A 16,824-nucleotide genomic window follows, 5' to 3' on the forward strand; every position below is an offset into this window, starting at 1 on the left:
TTTCTGGGGGCCATCGATGAGTGCTTCGGTATTGTCGCTGTACCGCCGCATCACGCGCTGGCCGGCAGGCCACGGGATCTTCTCGCGACTGGTCTGCCTCAAGGCGCCGTACTTCGCCACGATCGCGCCGCGTTTCGTGGTGCTGCAGCCGGGGCGCTGCGAGGTGCGCATCCGCGACCGTCGCCGCGTGCACAACCACCTCGGCACCGTGCATGCGATCGCGCTGTGCAACCTAGCCGAACTGGCCGCCGGGGTGATGACCGATGCGACCATCCCGGCCGACATGCGCTGGATCCCCAAGGGCATGACCGTCGAGTACCTGAGGAAGGCGGTGGGCACGATGCACGGCGTCGCCACGCCGGAGCTGGCCGCGCTCGTGTCCGGCGAGGGTCATGAATGGCCGGTCAGGGTGGAGGTGGCGGATGATGCCGGCGAGACGGTGTTCCGGGCGCACGTGCTGATGTGGATATCGCCGCGCAAGCGCGGCTAACAGGCAGCCCGCGCCGGTTCAGTCCGCCAGCACGCAGCGGCCCTTGCCGCTGCGCTTGGCTGCGTACATGGCATGGTCGGCCGCCTGCATCAGTCGCTGGTCGGCATCATCGGCGGCCGCATCCGGCCGGTAGGGCGCGATGCCGATGCTGGCGCCGACATGCACCTCGATCGGCTGGCCGCCGACGCTGAGCGCATAAGGCTCGCCCAGCGCCGCGCACAACTTCTCGCCCAGCTGCAGCGCCAACCGGGGGTCCTCGATGTCCTCCAGCAGCAGCGCGAATTCATCGCCGCCCAGTCGCGCCACCGTGTCGTTGCGGCGCAGCTGCGCCGACAGCCGTGCGGCGATCTCCTGCAGCAGAGCGTCGCCGGCGGCGTGGCCATGGGTGTCGTTGACCTGCTTGAAGCCGTCGAGGTCGATGCTGGCGAGGGCGAACCTGCTCTGGTGGCGGTTCGCACGCTGGATCGCGCCGTACAGGCGGTCCTGGAACAGGATGCGGTTCGGCAGGCCGGTCAGCGGGTCGTGCTGGGCCTGATGGCGCACCATCGCCTCCATCAGCTTGCGTTCGGCGATTTCCCTGGTCAGTTGCTGGTTGCGCTCGGCCAGCTCGTCCAGTGCCTGCTGCAGCTTCATGCGTGCCGTGTACAGCTCCAGGAATACGCGCACCTTCGACTGCAGGATCGTGTCGTTGATCGGCTTGGCGATGTAGTCGACCGCGCCGGAGTGGTAGCCCTTGAGCCGGTTCAGGTCGTCGGCGTAGGCGGCGGTGACGAAGATGATCGGGGTGTCGCGCAGGTGCTCGGCGCTGCCGAGCAGGGCGGCCACCTCGAAGCCGTCCATGTCGGGCATGTTGACGTCGAGCAGGATCAGCGCGAACTCGTGGTCCAGGCACAGCACCAGCGCCTCGGCGCCGCCGTGCGCCTCGAACAGCTCGGCACCGCTGTGGGCGAGCAGCCGGCGCATGGCGACCAGGTTGGCAGTGGTGTCGTCGACTACAAGAATCTTCGGCAGCATCGTATTCGCCAGACAGGCAGACCTGGGTTTACCTTAACCGTTGCCGCCGGCGGGGCATGAATGCCGTCGTACTCAACGACGCAGCCAGGCCAGCATGGTGACCGCCAGGAGGTCGAGATCGATCGGCTTGGACAGATAGTCGCTGGCACCCATTGCCAGGCACTTCTCGCGGTCGCCGTGCATCGCCTTGGCGGTCAGCGCGATGATCGGCAGGGCGCCGTAGCGCGGTTGCGTACGGATCGTGCGGATCATCTCGTAACCGTCCATGCCCGGCATCATGACGTCGATCAGCAGCAGCTCCGGCATCGCCTCGTCGGCCAGCATGCGCAGCGCCTTGGCGCCGTCCTGCGCCAGGCTCACCTGCATGCCCCAGCCGCGCAGCACCTTGGACAGCGCGAACAGGTTGCGCACGTTGTCGTCCACCAGCAGCACGCGGCGGCCGGCCAGCTCGCCGCCGACGGCCGCCGGCTGGGCGGTGGTGGCGACGGTCACGGCGTACGGTGCGGCATCCTGCCGGTCGGGCGTGGCCTCCGACTGCGCCGACGCGGTCGCCGGCGGCTCCTCCGGCAACAGCACGGTGAAGCGGCTGCCGCGACCCGGTTCGCTGCGCACGACCAGCTCGCCGCCGAGCAGCCTCGCCATTCGCCGCGAAATGGCCAGACCCAGGCCAGTGCCGCCGAACTGCCGGCTGGTGCCGGCGTCCACCTGCTCGAACGCGTTGAAGATGTGTTCGAGCTTGTCGGCGGGAATGCCGATGCCGGTGTCGCTGACGGTCAGCGCCAGCAGCAGCTGGCCCTGCAGCGAGTCGGGCACGTCGAGCTGGTCAGGACGACCGATGTGCAGGCCCACCGCACCTTCGGTGGTGAACTTGAAGGCATTGCCGAGCAGGTTGTTGGCGATCTGTTCCAGCCGGGCGCAATCCGTGCGCAGGGTCGCCGGCAGCCCGGCTTCGACCTCCAGCGTCAGCCCCAGCGATTTCTGCACGGCGACGTGGGCGAAAGTGCGGCGCAGGCGCTGCACCAGCTCGGCCAGCGGCAGCTCGTCGATCACCAGCGCCATCTTGCCGGCCTCGATCTTGGACAGGTCGAGGATGTCGTTGATCAGGTGCAGCAGGGCGTTGCCGGCGTCATGGATGATCTGCGCCGACTCGACCTGCTCCGCGTCCAGGTTGCCGCCGGCGTTGCCGGCCAGGTCGCGCGACAGGATCAGCAGGCTGTTCAGCGGCGTGCGCAACTCGTGCGACATGTTGGCGAGGAACTCGGACTTGTACTGGCTGGCACGTGCCAGTTCGGCGGCCTTGTCGGCGGTTTCCTGTTGCAGATCCTCCAGCACGTACTTCTGCCGGTTGAGGCTGTCGGTCTTCTCGCGCAGTTCCTCGTTCGACGCCTGCAGCTCGCAGGCCTGTATGCGCAGTTCCTCTTCGGAGGCGATCAGCCGCCGGGATTGCTCCTCCAGTTCTTCGGTCTTCGCCTGCAGGGCGTCGTTGTTGTTGCGCAGCACCTCCTTCTGCTGGCGCATCACCAGTTCGGACACGCGCAGCTCGTCGGCCTGCTCCTGCGTGCGCAGCAGAAGACCCTGCACGCTGACCGCGTGGTTGAGGTTCTCCAGGCTCAGCGCCACCAGCGGCAGCAGTTCGTTCAGCAACTGTCGCAGCAGCGGGGTCGGCGGGGTGAAGCCGGCCAGTTCCAGCACGCCGATCAGGGTGTCGCGGTACAGCACCGGCAGGATCACGATGTGGCCGGGCAGTGCCTCGCCGCTGCCGGAGTCGATGTGCAGGTAGTCAGCCGGCACGTCGTCCAGGATGATCGGCTTGCGCTCGATCGCGCACTGCCCGACCAGGCCCTCGCCAGGCATGTACTGGTCGGCCGAACGATTGCTCAGGCGCAGGCCGTAGCTGCCGAGCAGGTCGAGCCGCTGGCGCGCGTCGTCGTAGGAATAGAACAGGCCCACGCCAGCCTTGCACAGCGGCACCAGCGCGCTGGTCAGCCACTGCGCGAACTCCTTGTGCGTGGTGGCCTGCAGCAGCAGGTGGGCAACGTCGGACACTTGTTGCTTGATCCGGCTCTGCGCCTCGGTCTCCATCGACATCTGCCTGAACACCTGCAGCGCGCGGGCGATCTCGCCGATCTCGTCGCGGCGGTCGATCCGGCGGATCTCGAAATCGTGGTCGTGGTTCGCCAGCCGGGTCAGCTGGTCGGTCAGGCCGCGCAGCGGGCGGGTCACCAGGCGCAGGGTCAGCCGGATCACCGCCACGCCGAACAGGATGGCGAGCGCGGCCGCCACGAGGTCGACCGTGCGGGTGATGGTGATGGTCCGGTCCAGGCGCCGGTTGCGTGTGGACAGCAACCGCTCCTCGTCCAGCGTCATCTGCGTGATGATGTCCTTGATTTCCTTCGCGCTGATGCTGCGGTGTTTCAGGTAGTCGGACTGGATGCGCTGCCGCTGCAGCGCGGCCTGCACGGGGTCGAGCGTGTCCAGGCCGGCGAGGGCGTCGACCACACCGCTGCGGAACTCGCGCTGCCACAGCTGCGCCATCTCCTCCACCTTGTCCACGCGCGACAGCTGCAGCGGGTTGTCCGACATCAGTCCGCGCAGCCGCGCGAGATCGGTGTGCAGGTTCCGGCTGGCGCTCTCGAAGGCGTAGAGTTCTGCGGCATTCTGGGTCAGCAGGTAGCCGCGGGCGCCAACCTGGCTGGCCTGCATCGATTGCAGCACATGGTCCAGTTGCAGCAGCACCTGGTAGGTGTGCATCGACCAGCCGCGGTCATCCTCCTGCTGGCGCATCGAGCGCACGCTGATCGCGTTGGCCAGCAGGAACAGCCCCAGCAGCAGGCCGATGGCCAGCATGATCTTGTGCTGCAACGGCTGGTTGGCCAGCCAGGTATTGGATGTTCGGGTCGGTGCCATACGCACATTATCGCAGCTTGTCGCTGCGCCTATCGCAGGTCTGGCGCGGGGCAGGCGCGGCGGCAGTCATCGCTTCAGCGACGCCAGACCGGCGGCACGATCGAGCCGCGCCGCCGCGCCACGGCCAGCAGGCCGAGCGTGCCCAGCGAGCACAACGCCAGCGCGATCACCGATGCCTCGGCGCCAAACGCGCCGCCGGTAAGCCAGTCCGGGCCGCTGCGGGTGGAAACCAGCCAGCCGTCGGCGGGGGTGCCGGAAACCGGGATGCCGTAGATCGTGCCCTGGGCGAAGTTCCATGCTGCATGCAGGCCCATGCACACCGGCAGCGAGCGGGTCACGTGGTAGACCATGCCGAACAGCAGGCCGGCCTCGATCGCGATGGCCGCCGAGCTCCACAGCGTGGCGCCGGGGTTGGCGAGGTGGATCGCGCCGAACAGCAGCGCGGAAATGCCCAGCGCCCACCAGGTGCCCAGGCCTTCCTCCACGATGCGGAACAGCACGCCGCGGAAGACGATCTCCTCGCCGATGCCAGCGCCCAGACCCACCACCAGCAGCGCACCCAACCACGGTGCGTGCGGCTGGAACGCGCTCACCTGGTAGCTGCCGGCCAGCCACAGCACGGCCACCACGGCGCTGAACAGCAGCAGCCCACACAATGCGCCGAGCAGGCCCTGCGGCAGCAGCGAGCGTGGCGCCAGCTCGACGAGTGCCCGGCGTTCGACCAGCTTCACCAGGATCAGGTAAGCCGCCAGCGGCACCAGCGCACGGGCGACGAACTGCGCCAGGTTCTGCTGCAGGACCGGCGTGTCCTTGCCCATGCCCAGCGCAAGGAAGCCGAACCGCAGCATCACCATCAGGCCGACCAGCCAGGCCACGAAGATCGCGATCCGCCCCGGCGGGGAAAGCAGCCAGCGCTGCTGGCGTGGCGCTCCGGGCGGCGTGGTGAAGGCGATGGCCTGGTCGTGCATGCGTGGCTCCCCCGGCAAAGCCCCGCACGTTAGCAGTGCGGTGGCGTTGCGGCTACAGCTCCACCGCCGCCGCGTGCTCGCGGGTGGCGGCGAAGCGCACCTGTGGCCAGCGCTCCTGCGCCAGCTGCAGGTTGACCCGCGTCGGCGCGATGTAGACCAGCTCGCCGGCCGCGTCCAGCGCGAGGTTCATCGCATTCTTTTCGCGGAATTCCTCCAGCTTCTTCGGGTCGTCGCAGTGCACCCAGCGTGCGGTGGTCACTGTCACCGGCTCGAAGCTGGCGTCCACGTTGTATTCGTCCTTCAGCCGGTAGGCGACCACCTCGAACTGCAGCACGCCGACCGCACCCAGGATCAGGTCGTTGGACATCAGCGGGCGGAAGAACTGGGTGGCGCCTTCCTCGGAAAGTTGTGCCAGGCCCTTGTGCAGCGCCTTCATCTTCAGCGGGTCGCGCAGCCGCGCGCGGCGGAACAATTCTGGCGCGAAGTTCGGAATGCCGGTGAAGGTGACCAGCTCGCCTTCGGTGAAGGTGTCGCCGATGGCGATGGTGCCGTGGTTGTGCAGGCCGATCACGTCGCCGGGGTAGGCCGTCTCCACGATCTCGCGGTCGCTGGCCATGAAGGTCAGCGCGTTGGCGATGCGCACTTCCTTGCCGGTGCGGGTCTGGATCATCTTCATGCCGGCCGCGTAGGTGCCCGAGCACACGCGCATGAAGGCCACGCGGTCGCGGTGCGCCGGGTCCATGTTGGCCTGGATCTTGAACACGAAGCCGGAAAGCTTCTCCTCCTCCGGCTGGATCTCGCGCGTGGCGGTGGCGCGCGGGCGCGGGCTGGGCGCGTGTTCGACGAAGAAGTCCAGCAGCAGCTGCACGCCGAAGTTGTTCACCGCCGAGCCGAAGAACACCGGCGTCTGCCGCCCGGCCAGGTACTCGCCGAGATCGAACGAGGGCGCGGCGCCCTGCACCAGCTCCAGTTCCTCGCGCAGCTCGCGCATCGCCTCGGCACCGATCTTCTCGGCCAGGCCGGGCGCGTCGAGGCCCTGGAAGATGGTCGAATCCTGCCGGGTGAAATTCTTGCCCTGCTCGAAGATGTGCACCTCGTCCAGCGCCAGGTGGTACACGCCCTTCAGCCGCTTGCCCATGCCGATCGGCCAGGTCAGCGGCGCGCAGGCGATGCCCAGCACCGACTCCACCTCGTCCAGCAGCTCGATCGGCGAGCGACCCTCGCGGTCGAGCTTGTTGATGAAGGTCATGATCGGCGTGTCGCGCAGGCGGCACACCTCCATCAGCTTGATGGTGCGCTCCTCCACGCCCTTGGCGCAGTCGATCACCATCAGTGCCGAATCCACCGCGGTCAGCACGCGGTAGGTGTCCTCGGAGAAATCCGCGTGGCCCGGCGTGTCGAGCAGGTTGACGATCTTGCCCTCGTAGGGGAACTGCATCACCGACGAGGTCACCGAGATGCCGCGCTCCTTCTCCAGCGCCATCCAGTCCGAGGTGGCGTGACGCGCCGTCTTGCGGCTCTTCACGCTGCCCGCCATCTGGATCGCGCCGCCGAACAGCAGCAGTTTCTCGGTCAGCGTGGTCTTGCCCGCGTCGGGGTGGCTGACGATGGCGAAGCTGCGGCGGCGGCGGGTTTCGTCGAGATGGGTGGGCATGGAGAGCGGGTCGACTTGAGCGCGAACCGGTAATTGTAGCGTGGATCGGGTCAGGACCCTGGCGCGGCGATGACCCGCCGCCCGCCTGCGGCCGGGCTTCGGCATGACCCGCTTGACATGTTTCCATTATTCCAAAACCATGGAACCATGAATACCCGAACCGCGCTTGCCTCCCTTGGCGCATTGAGCCACGAGTCCCGCCTGGCCGCGTTCCGCCGGCTGGTGCAGGCCGGCCACGACGGCCTTTCCGTCGGCGAGTTGCGTGAGCAGCTCGACCTTCCGCCGGCCACGCTGAGCGCACACCTCAACGTGCTGCGGGCCGCTGCGCTGGTGGAAGACCAGCGCGAGGGGCGGGTGATCCGCGTTCGCGCCAACTATCGGCAGATGAACGCCCTGCTGGCCTACCTCACCGAGAACTGCTGCGCTGGAACCGCGGATTGCGGGCCGGCCGTTTCCTGCACGCCGCGCAAGACCGGAGCGAAGAAATGAAACGATTCCACCTACACCTCGATGTTGCCGACCTCGCCGGCAGCATCCGCTTCCATACCAGGCTGTTCGCCGCCGAACCGGGCGTGCTGAAGCACGACTACGCCAAGTGGAGGCTGGAGGATCCGCGGCTCAACTTGGCGATCTCCAGCGCTGGCCGGACCCCGGGCATCGATCACCTTGGGTTGCAGGTCGATAGCGCCGAGGAACTTGCGGCGCTCGGCCCGCGCTTGGAGGCCGCCGGCGGCGCCGTGGTGCCGCAGGGCGCGGCCGCCTGCGGCTACGCGCGTTCCGACAAGCTCCGGACCGAAGATCCGCAGGGCACGCGCTGGGAGACTTTTCACACTTTGGGCGAAGCGACGACCTACTGCGCGGCCGATGGCGCAACTTGCACGCCTGACATGTGCACGGCGAGGCCGCAGGTTGCCGAAGGCCGGGCGTGCTGCGCGCCGCGATGAAACGCGTCCTGTTCGTCTGCGTCGAAAACTCCAACCGCAGCCAGATGGCCGAGGCGTTCGCGCGCCTTCATGGCGGCGATGCCGTCGAGGCGCTGAGCGCCGGCTCGGCCCCGTCCGGCAGGATCAACCCCAAGGCGGTGCGTTTCATGGCCGAGCTCGGCTACGACCTGACCAGGCACGCGTCGAAGTCGCTGGACGACGTCGGCGGCGAGTTCGACGCGGTCGTCACCATGGGCTGCGGCGACCAGTGCCCCTGGGTGCCGGCGAAGCGGCGTGAGGACTGGAACCTGCCCGACCCGAAACACCTGGACGACGACGGCTATCGCGCGGTGCGCGACGAGATTTCCGCGCGGGTCAGGCAGCTGCTGACGGAACTGTAGTGATGCTCATGCGACGGCTGACCGCCGAGTTCCTCGGTACCGGTGTGCTGCTCGCTGCGGTGGTGGGCTCCGCCATCATGGGGGCGGCGCTGTCCGGCGGCAATGACGGTATCGCGCTGCTGGCCAACGCGGGTGCCACGGCGGCCATCCTGTACGTGCTGATCGCCGTGCTTGGCCCCATCTCCGGCGCGCACTTCAACCCGGCCGTGACCGTAGCGATGCGCTTGCGCGGCGAGCTGCGCACGACCGAAGCGATTGCCTACGTCGCCGCGCAGCTCGTCGCCGCCATCGGCGGTGTACTGCTGGCGCATGCGATGTTTGGCCAGCCGCTGTGGCAGCCCGGCGTGCACGCGCGCACGGGGCCGGCTCAGTGGCTGAGCGAAGGCGTCGCCACCGCCGGACTGCTGCTGACGATTCTGCTTGGCATGCGTTCGCGGCCTGCGGCCATGCCAGGCCTGGTGGCGAGCTACATCTTCGCGGCGTACTGGTTCACCGCCAGCACCTCCTTTGCCAACCCCGCGGTCACCCTGGCGAGGGCATTCACGCAGTCCTTCGCCGGCATCCGCCCCGGCGACGTAGTGGGCTTCGTGGCGGCACAGTTCACGGGCATGGCGTTCGCGCTAGTGGTGGCTTTCGCCCTGGATGAACGCCCCGCCGACACGGCGTGGCGGTCGGCCGAGAGCGAAGGCACTTCCGCGCCGAGCGGCCGGCTGCGTCGGCTCGGTCAGCTGGCTGCTTTCAGGCGGGCTGGAACGGGGTCAGGTTAAGTTATTCCAACATCTGTCCTCGCTCGGGAGTTGGCATTTCGTGGGCCCCGCCAAGTGCATCACTTCGCCAGTTGCCTCAGCACCCGATGCCAGAACTCCAGCCCTGCCTCGACTTCCGAGGCCGGCAGCTTCTCGTTGAGGCCGTGGGCGAAGCTGTCGTCGGGTTTGGTGAAGGCGGCGTCGATGCCGTAGCTGGAAACGCCAGCGTTGCGGAAGTACATGCTGTCGGAGGCGCCGGCGGACATGCCGGGCACCACGTCCACGCCGGGGTAGCGGGCGTGCACGGCTTCGGTGACGGCGGCGATCACGTCCTGGCGCAGCGGCGAGGCGGGGCTGGCCACCGGTGGGGGCGATTGCACGGTCACGCTGGCGGACTTGTCGTCGATCACCTTGACCAGCGTGTCGCGCACGCTGTCGACCGGCGTGCCCGGGAAGATGCGGCAGTTGATGTTGACGCTGGCGCCTTGCGGCAGCGCGTTGAGCGCATGGCCGCCGTTGAGCATGGTCGCCACGCAGGTGGTGCGGATCTGCCCGACGTAGGCGGGGTCGGCCGAGATGGTGGCCGCGGCAGCGGCATCGTCGGGATGGGCGGCGAACTGCGTCATCGCCGCACCGAGTGGGCCGGGTGTGTGGGCGCCGAGCGCGCGCAGCGAGGCGAGCGTGATCTCGCTGCTCTGCGGCGGAAACTGGTGGCCGGCGACGCGGTCGATGACGCGCGCCAGTCGGTAGATCGCGTTGTCCGCGGTGGGTTCGCTGGAGTGCCCGCCGGGCGAGGTGAGGCTGATCCGGAAGTCCGCGTAGGTCTTCTCGGCGGCCTGGATCTGGTACAGCGCGGGTTTGCCGGTGTCGGGGTTCAGCGTGCCGCCGCCGGCGTCGGCGTTGAGCAGGAATTCGGCGTCGTGATAGCGCTTGGCCAGCTCGCGGGTCGAGGCCATCGTGGTCTCCTCGTCGCCGGACAGCAGCAGGATCAGGTCGTGGCGCGGCTTGAAGCCCTCGCGCCTGAGCCGGATCAGTGTTTCGACCAGCACCACCACCGCGGTCTTCATGTCGGCGGTGCCGCGGCCGTAGAGGTAGCCGTTCTCCTCGATCAGGGTGAACGGGTCGCGGGTCCAGTCCTGGCGCTTGGCCGCCACCACGTCCATGTGCCCGGACAGCAGGATCGGCTTGCCTTCACCGGTGCCGCGGTAACGTGCGACCAGTGCGGCGGTTTCGCCCACCGGGACGATCTCGACGTCGCCGGCGGCGAAGCCCGCGGCCTTGAGCTTGTCGGCCAGGTACGCGGCCAGCACCGGCACCTGGTGCTGGCCCTCGACCGTGGGAAGGCTGATGGCGTGTTTCAGCATGGCCATGGTCTCGGGCAATGCTTCAGCGGCGCTGCCGGCATGAGCCGTGCCGATGCCGGTGCAGAAGACCAGCATGGCCGTGGCGGCGAGTCCGAGTGTGCATGCTGATCCCATGTGGGGTTGCCTGTGCTTGTGGTGAATGGAGCCCGAGTATGCGCGGCGGCCCCGCTGCCTGCACATGCCGGATTCACCGCGTGGTCGTGCTAACCTAGCCGCCGCGCTGGCGGTGCTGCCGCCGGCGCGACACCCCTTGGGGAGTAGCCTGCCTCGCTCGCGCGAGGCGTCTTCGTCAACATACTCGGCACGAGCTGCCGTGGCGGAGACACCGATCCTGGTTGGCGAGACCAGCGGCTGACGGCGCCACGACGGTCGGGCGCGCCGTCGTGCCGTTGCGCCTGGCCCGACCGAATGGCAACCCATGAATCCCGTTTCCATCCTGCTGCTCGGCTTCGCCATGTCCACCGACGCGTTCGCCGCGGCGATCGGCAAGGGCGCCGCCATGACGCGTCCGCGGCTGTCCCAGGCCATGCGCGCCGGCGTGATCTTTGGCGTGATCGAGGCGATCACGCCGGTGATCGGCTGGCTGCTGGGCAAGGGCGCCTCGCGCTACATCGAGGCCTGGGACCACTGGATCGCGTTCGGCCTGCTGCTGGTGCTGGGCCTGCACATGATCTGGGCCGGCGTGCAGCCGGATTCCGGCGAGCCGGTCGACGAGGCGAAGAAGCACGGCATCGTCGGCCTCGCCGTCACCGGCCTGTCCACCAGCATCGACGCGCTGGCGGTGGGCGTGGGGCTGGCCTTCGTCGATACGCCGATCGCCGTGGTGGCGCTGGTGATCGGCCTGTGCACGTTCAGCATGGTCACGCTGGGCATCATGCTCGGCCACATGCTGAGCGCGATGGTCGGCCGGCGCGCGGAGATCATCGGCGGCGTCATCCTGATCGGGGTGGGCGCGGTGATCCTGTACGAGCATCTTTCCGCCTGACGGGCGCCCATGAAAAACCCGGGGATCGCTCCCCGGGTTCTATGCTCCCGCCGTGTTGCGGGATGGCCTACAGCTTGTAGTTCACGCCGAACAGCACCGTGCGGCCCCAGGTGTCGTACTCCAGCGGGCGCACCACCTGCACGTTGTTGGGCAGGCCGGAGATCTGCACGCTCTTGTCCGCCGTGTTGCTGAGGTTGCTGACCTGCAGCAGCAGCGACAGGCCGTTCAGGCTGCCCTCGGAGAACGCGTAGCCCACCTGCAGGTCCGTTTGCCGGTTGGCCAGGATCTTGGTGTAGGCAATCTGGTTGAACCGGGGTGTGATTTCGCCACTGAACGACGAGCGGTAGCGTTCGGCCACGCGCACCGACCAGCCGTACTTCTCGTAGTACAGCGCCAGGTTGGCGACCTTGCGCGACAGACCGGGCAAAGTTGTAGGCGGATTCGGACCAGGAATGGAACCAATGACCTTTTGCGGGATGCTGCTGTTAGTCAGCGAGAAGCTGGCCTGCACGCCGAAGCCGGCCAGCGCATCGGCCAGCAGCCCGCCTTCCAGCGCACCGGACAGCTCCAGACCGTCCATCTTGCCGCCGGTGCCGTTCGCTGGCCGGGTGAACGAGCCGATGTTGCTGGTCGGGGTGAGCGTGGGATCGTTGTTGGTGTAGTGCGAGAAGTCGTAGTTCAGCGTGGTCTGGTTGTAGATGTAGTTCAGCAGATTCTTGTGGAACGCCGCTGCGGCGAAGTAGCTGGACTTGCCGAAGTAGAACTCGTAGGAGAGGTCGGTGCCCACCGCCACGTACGGCTTCAGCTTCGGGTTGCCGCCGCTGCCGGACCACAGCACCTGGCCGGCGGCCGGGCCGTTCTGCACCTTCGACAGGCCGGCCGAGGTAGACACCTTCTCGTCATCGATGCGCCCGCGCGCCATGGTCTTGGCGAAGCCGAAGCGCAAGTACTGGCGGTCGGTGAGATGTGCCACCAGGTTCAGGCTGGGCAACACGTTGTTGTACTTCGTGCCGTCGTTGATGCGGCCGACCAGGGTGTCACCGTTGGTCTGCAGCGCGGTGGAGGACTGGTCGGTGCGCACGAACTGCACGCCCACGTTGCCGGTCAGCGGCACGCTGCCCAGCGTGGTGTCGATGTTGAACTTGGCGTAGGCCACCGGGACCTTCTCTTCCACGGTGTAGTTGCGGCTCCAGTCGCCCTCGCTGTTGCGCTGGGTCAGGTAGAACTGGTTCGCCAGCGCGCCCAGCACGTTGTAGCTGAGCGCACCGGGGATGCCGCCGTAGCCGAGCGTGGTCGGCGACCACAGGAAGGCCGGGTTCACCGGCGCGCTGAAGTGGTTGTCGTAGGTGCTCTGGGTGGAGCCGTTGCCGTTGAGCCAGGCGAACTGCACATCGGCCCGCTTGGTCTTGGTGCGGTCGGAGTAGTTCACGCCCAGGTTCATGCTGCTGAAGATCCAGCCCAGCGGGTGGCTCACCTCCAGCCGCACGGCCTTGATGGTGTCCTTCTGGGTGTCGAACTCCTGGCGGCCGTTGTAGCCGTAGCCGCCCGGGTCGGTGAACACCACCAGGGACGGGTCGGCCAGGTTCACCGCCGGCGAGAAGTACGGGTAACCGTTGCCGGCCGGGGTGCGGAAGTCGACGCTGGTGAAGGCGCCGCCGGCCAGGCCGGTGAACAGGTAGGCGTCGTGCAGCTTCTTCTTCGCGCTGGAGTACGAAAGGTCCGCGGTGGCGGTCCAGCCGTTGTCGAAGTCGTACTGGTTGTTCCAGCCGGCGGAGAACAGCTTGTCGTGCTCCTTGGTGTACTGGTTCTGCAGGATCGGCGCGATGCCGCTGATGGTGCCGGAGGTGACGATCGGGTAGGGCTGCGCCGGCGTGACGCCGACGTTGGAATAGCTGACGTTGTCCCACGGGTTGCTCGACCACTGCGCGCCGTTGGTGAACTTCTTCTCGCCGAAGATGGAGTGGTACAGGTCCAGGGTGGAGTGGTAGTGGTCGCCCGGCGCCCATTCCAGCACGGCCATCAGGCCGCTGCGTTTCTGGGTCAGTGACTGCGCACGCAGTTGCATGCCCTCCTCCGAGATCACGCCGTCAGGCATGCCGGGCGTGTGCGGCGCCCACCAATTGGTCTCGGCGCTGCCCGGGCCGTTGTTCATGCTCCACCACCAGGCCTGGTACTGCTTTTCCTGGATCGGCGAGTCGAGGTGGGCGAAGCCCACGGCCAGGCCCAGGGTGTGGTCGAAGAACTGGTTGATGTAGGAAATGCTGGCGCGATGGCCCATGTCGCCCACGCCGCCGCCCGGGTTGAGGTCGCCGTTGGTGGTGTGCTCGCCGCGCACATTGACCGCGAAGGCGGGGCCGGGCAGGTCCAGCGGCTTGATCGTGTGCAGATCGACGGTGCCGGACAGGCCCTGGCCGATCAGGCTGGCGTCGGGCGTCTTGTAGATCGCCACGCCGCTGATCAGCTCGGACGGGTACTGGTCGTATTCGACGCCGCGGTTCTCGCCGATCGTGGCCTGCTCGCGCCCGTTCAGCGTGGTGCCGGCAAAACCGGGGTCCAGGCCGCGGATCGAGATCATGTTGGCGCGGCCGTTCAGGCGCTGGGTAGCTACGCCCGGCACGCGCGACAGGCTTTCGGCGATGCTCGCATCGGGCAGCTTGCCGATGTCCTCAGCCGAGATCGCCTCGATGATGTTGTCGGAGTTCTGTTTCGCCTTCAGCGAGTTCTCGATGCTGGCGCGGATGCCGGTAACGACGATCGCGTCGAGGTTGCTGACCGTGTTCTCGGATTTCTTGTTCTTCTTTTCGGCGGTCTTGCTGTCCGGCTTGGCCGGCGCGGTCTGGTTGTCGGTCGGTTGGGGCTGCGGCTGTGCCTGCTGTGCCGAGGCCGAAGCGCTCAGCGTCAAGCCAAGCAGCACGGCCGCGCAGGAGGCGGCCAGCGGCCGCAGACGAAAACGGGCGAACGGCGCACGCGGCGCCTGCGACATGCGGAAAGAGCTCATGGCGTCCCTCGGTCGGAATGGCGAGTGCCCCCCCGGCACTCAGGCGCCGACGGAGGCGGCTCCGCGACCGGCCTATGCTACTGCCAGACCATGCCGGCGTGTCCAGCCCCATTTTTCCTGCATACATGTTCGAGTGAGCAGGGCACCAATCGCTGCAATGCAGCATCGCAGCGCCGAGCGCGGCGCTATTTCACTTCCTTCTCCATCAGTTTCTCCACCATGCCGGCGGGCACCTCCTGGTAGTGGTCGAACTCCATGCTGAAGGTGCCGCGGCCGCGGGTGGCCGAGCGCAGGAAGTTGATGTAGCCGAACATTTCGGCCAGCGGCACGAAGCCCTGCACGAAGGCGGAACTGCCTTTGTGGCCCTGGTCGCTGACCGTGCCGCGGCGGCGGTTGATGTCGCCGATGACGTCGCCCAGGTAGTCCGCCTCCATCACCACTTCGAGCCGCATGATCGGCTCCAGCAGTTTCGGGCTGCTGAGCTTCTGCGCCTCGCGGAAGCACTGCCGCGCGGCGATCTCGAACGCCAGCGCGGAGGAGTCGACGTCGTGGTACTTGCCGTCGATCAGGCGCGCGGCGAAGTCGACCACTTCGTAGCCGGCGACCTGGCCCTCCTGCGCCTCGACCTTGATCGCGTGCTCCACCGCGGGAATGTACTCGCGCGGCACGCGGCCGCCGACCACCTCATCGGAGAACACCACGCCCGAGCCCGCTTCGCCCGGCTCGAAGATCATCGTCACCTCGGCGAACTGGCCGGAGCCGCCGGTCTGCTTCTTGTGCGTGTAGGTGTGCTCGACGGTCTTGCCGAACGCCTCGCGGAAGCTGACCCGCGGTTTGCCCATGTTCGCCTCCACGCCCAGCTCGGTGCGCATGCGGTCGATTGTCACCTCCAGGTGCAGCTCGCCCATGCCCTTGAGCACGGTCTGCCCGGTTTCCTGGTCCACCTCGAGCTTCAGCGACGGGTCGGCCTTGACCATCTTGTAGAGCGCGCTGGACAGTTTGTCGACGTCGTCGCGGTTCTTCGGCTCGACCGACACGCTGATCACCGGGTCGGGAAAGCGCATGCGTTCGAGCAGTGCCGGATGCGCCGGGTCGGACAGCGAATCGCCGGTCTCGGTGTCCTTCATCGAGACGAACGCGCAGATGTCGCCGGCGCGCACCTCGTCGATTTCCCGGGTGTGGTCGGCCTGCACCTCGACGATGCGGCCCACGCGCTCCTTCCTGCCGCGGGTGACGTTGAGCAGGGTGTCGCCCTTTTTGATCACGCCCGAATAGATGCGGCAGAAGGTGAGCGTGCCGAACTGGTCGTTGATCACCTTGAACGCCAGCGCGCGCGCCGGCGCGTCGTCGGTGACGGCCTGTTCGCCGACGACGTGGCCGTCCTCGTCGACCAGCGCGATGCCGCCGTTCTCGCCCGGGTAGGGAAGATAATCGACCACCGCGTCCAGCAGCTGCTGCACGCCCTTGTTCTTGTACGACGAGCCGCACAGCACCGGCACCAGTGCGCCGGTGACGGTGCCCTTGCGGATGCACTGCTTGAGCACGGCCGGGTCGAACCCGCCGGTGTTCAGCAGGCGCTCGAACGCGTCGTCGTCCAGCGCCAGCGCGGTTTCCAGCAGGTCCTGGCGCAGCTTCGGCAGGTCGGCGATCCATGCGTTGTCGGCGCTGGCGCCGAACGTCAGGCGATCCTTAAGCTGTTCCAGCGGCACGGTTTCCCACACGCTGTCCTTGTCGTCGGAGGCCCACAGGTAGCCCACGCCGGCGACCAGGTCGGCCATGCCGACGAACTCGTCGCTGCTGCCCAGCGGCACCTGGCACAGCAGCGCGTTGGCACCAAGGCGCTCGCGGATACCCTGCACGCAATACGCGAAATTCGCGCCGATACGGTCCATCTTGTTGACGTAGCAGAGGCGTGGCACCTTGTACTGGTCGGCCAGGCGCCAGTTGGTCTCGGTCTGTGGCTCCACCCCGGCGACGCCGTCGAACACCACCACCGCGCCGTCCAGCACGCGCAGCGAGCGGTTCACCTCGATGGTGAAGTCGACGTGTCCGGGGGTGTCGATCACGTTGATCTGGTGGCCCTTCCACTCCGCGGTCACCGCCGCCGACTGGATCGTGATGCCGCGCTTGCGCTCCTGTTCCATGTAGTCGGTGGTGGTGGAACCCTTGCCGTCCTTGGTGTCGTGCACGTCGACGATCTGGTGCTTGCGCCCGGTGTAGTAGAGGATGCGCTCGGTGGTCGTGGTCTTGCCCGCGTCGATGTGCGCGATGATGCCGATGTTGCGGTAGAGCGGGAGGGGTTTCTTGCGGGCCACGATCAGGTTTCCGGAAAGTGCTGCGGCAAGCGCAGGGTGAGACTGCTCAGGTGCTTCCT

Annotated in this window: 13 protein-coding genes and 1 riboswitch; of the genes, 6 read left to right on the forward strand and 7 right to left on the reverse strand. The window is 67.5% G+C overall.

What is annotated here, in order from left to right:
- Positions 1–16 precede the first annotated feature (16 nt).
- The gene (locus AC3WTD_RS13715) at positions 17–490 is read left to right on the forward strand and encodes a hotdog fold domain-containing protein (protein WP_492614098.1); all 474 of its coding nucleotides are present in this window, start codon (positions 17–19) and stop codon (positions 488–490) included.
- Between the two features lie 18 nt (positions 491–508).
- Here AC3WTD_RS13715 and AC3WTD_RS13720 read toward each other — a convergent pair whose 3' ends face one another.
- The 4 genes from AC3WTD_RS13720 to AC3WTD_RS13735 all read right to left on the reverse strand — a co-directional run bounded on the left by AC3WTD_RS13720 (position 509) and on the right by AC3WTD_RS13735 (position 7,033).
- Positions 509–1,504, reverse strand: coding sequence for a diguanylate cyclase domain-containing protein (locus AC3WTD_RS13720; RefSeq protein ID WP_492614099.1), 996 nt, complete (start codon positions 1,502–1,504; stop codon positions 509–511).
- 72 nt (positions 1,505–1,576) lie between these two features.
- Positions 1,577–4,411: a response regulator gene (locus AC3WTD_RS13725; protein WP_492614100.1), complete on the reverse strand. Its 2,835-nt coding sequence runs from the start codon at positions 4,409–4,411 to the stop codon at positions 1,577–1,579.
- 74 nt (positions 4,412–4,485) lie between these two features.
- Positions 4,486–5,379: a CPBP family intramembrane glutamic endopeptidase gene (locus tag AC3WTD_RS13730; protein ID WP_492614101.1), complete on the reverse strand. Its 894-nt coding sequence runs from the start codon at positions 5,377–5,379 to the stop codon at positions 4,486–4,488.
- 52 nt (positions 5,380–5,431) lie between these two features.
- Complete coding sequence (locus tag AC3WTD_RS13735; protein ID WP_492614102.1) at positions 5,432–7,033, reverse strand: peptide chain release factor 3; 1,602 nt, start codon at positions 7,031–7,033, stop codon at positions 5,432–5,434.
- 147 nt (positions 7,034–7,180) lie between these two features.
- Here AC3WTD_RS13735 and AC3WTD_RS13740 point away from each other — a divergent pair, with 147 nt between their 5' ends.
- Genes AC3WTD_RS13740 through AC3WTD_RS13755 form a run of 4 tightly spaced genes read left to right on the forward strand, consistent with a single transcriptional unit; the run spans position 7,181 to position 9,124 of the window.
- Complete coding sequence (locus AC3WTD_RS13740) at positions 7,181–7,522, forward strand: ArsR/SmtB family transcription factor (RefSeq protein WP_369490771.1); 342 nt, start codon at positions 7,181–7,183, stop codon at positions 7,520–7,522.
- Positions 7,519–7,977: a VOC family protein gene (locus AC3WTD_RS13745; protein ID WP_369490769.1), complete on the forward strand. Its 459-nt coding sequence runs from the start codon at positions 7,519–7,521 to the stop codon at positions 7,975–7,977. The genes AC3WTD_RS13740 and AC3WTD_RS13745 overlap by 4 nt, the downstream gene beginning before the upstream one ends.
- Positions 7,974–8,357, forward strand: coding sequence for an arsenate reductase ArsC (locus AC3WTD_RS13750; protein WP_369490767.1), 384 nt, complete (start codon positions 7,974–7,976; stop codon positions 8,355–8,357). Before AC3WTD_RS13745 ends, AC3WTD_RS13750 begins: the two co-directional genes overlap by 4 nt.
- 2 nt (positions 8,358–8,359) lie before the next feature.
- Positions 8,360–9,124, forward strand: coding sequence for an aquaporin (locus AC3WTD_RS13755; protein WP_492614103.1), 765 nt, complete (start codon positions 8,360–8,362; stop codon positions 9,122–9,124).
- A gap of 59 nt (positions 9,125–9,183) precedes the next feature.
- Here AC3WTD_RS13755 and AC3WTD_RS13760 read toward each other — a convergent pair whose 3' ends face one another.
- Positions 9,184–10,542, reverse strand: a complete 1,359-nt coding sequence (locus AC3WTD_RS13760) for a M20/M25/M40 family metallo-hydrolase (RefSeq protein ID WP_492614117.1) — start codon at positions 10,540–10,542, stop codon at positions 9,184–9,186.
- A 171-nt stretch (positions 10,543–10,713) separates the two neighbouring features.
- A riboswitch (yybP-ykoY riboswitch) is annotated at positions 10,714–10,807 on the forward strand.
- 78 nt (positions 10,808–10,885) lie between these two features.
- Between AC3WTD_RS13760 and AC3WTD_RS13765 the strand changes: the two genes are divergently transcribed.
- On the forward strand, positions 10,886–11,452 hold the full coding sequence (locus tag AC3WTD_RS13765; RefSeq protein ID WP_369490761.1) for a manganese efflux pump MntP: 567 nt from the start codon (positions 10,886–10,888) through the stop codon (positions 11,450–11,452).
- A gap of 67 nt (positions 11,453–11,519) precedes the next feature.
- Here the strand turns inward: AC3WTD_RS13765 and AC3WTD_RS13770 are convergent, their stop codons facing one another.
- Together AC3WTD_RS13770 and fusA are read right to left on the reverse strand one after the other, a co-directional pair.
- A complete protein-coding gene (locus AC3WTD_RS13770; protein WP_235642531.1) occupies positions 11,520–14,450 on the reverse strand; it encodes a TonB-dependent receptor in 2,931 nt (976 codons plus the stop codon).
- 185 nt (positions 14,451–14,635) lie between these two features.
- Positions 14,636–16,765 (reverse strand): elongation factor G, encoded by a 2,130-nt coding sequence (gene fusA / locus AC3WTD_RS13775; protein WP_492614104.1) that lies wholly within the window; start codon positions 16,763–16,765, stop codon positions 14,636–14,638.
- Positions 16,766–16,824 lie beyond the last annotated feature (59 nt).

It is taken from the genome of Rhodanobacter sp. FW106-PBR-R2A-1-15, assembly GCF_058789735.1.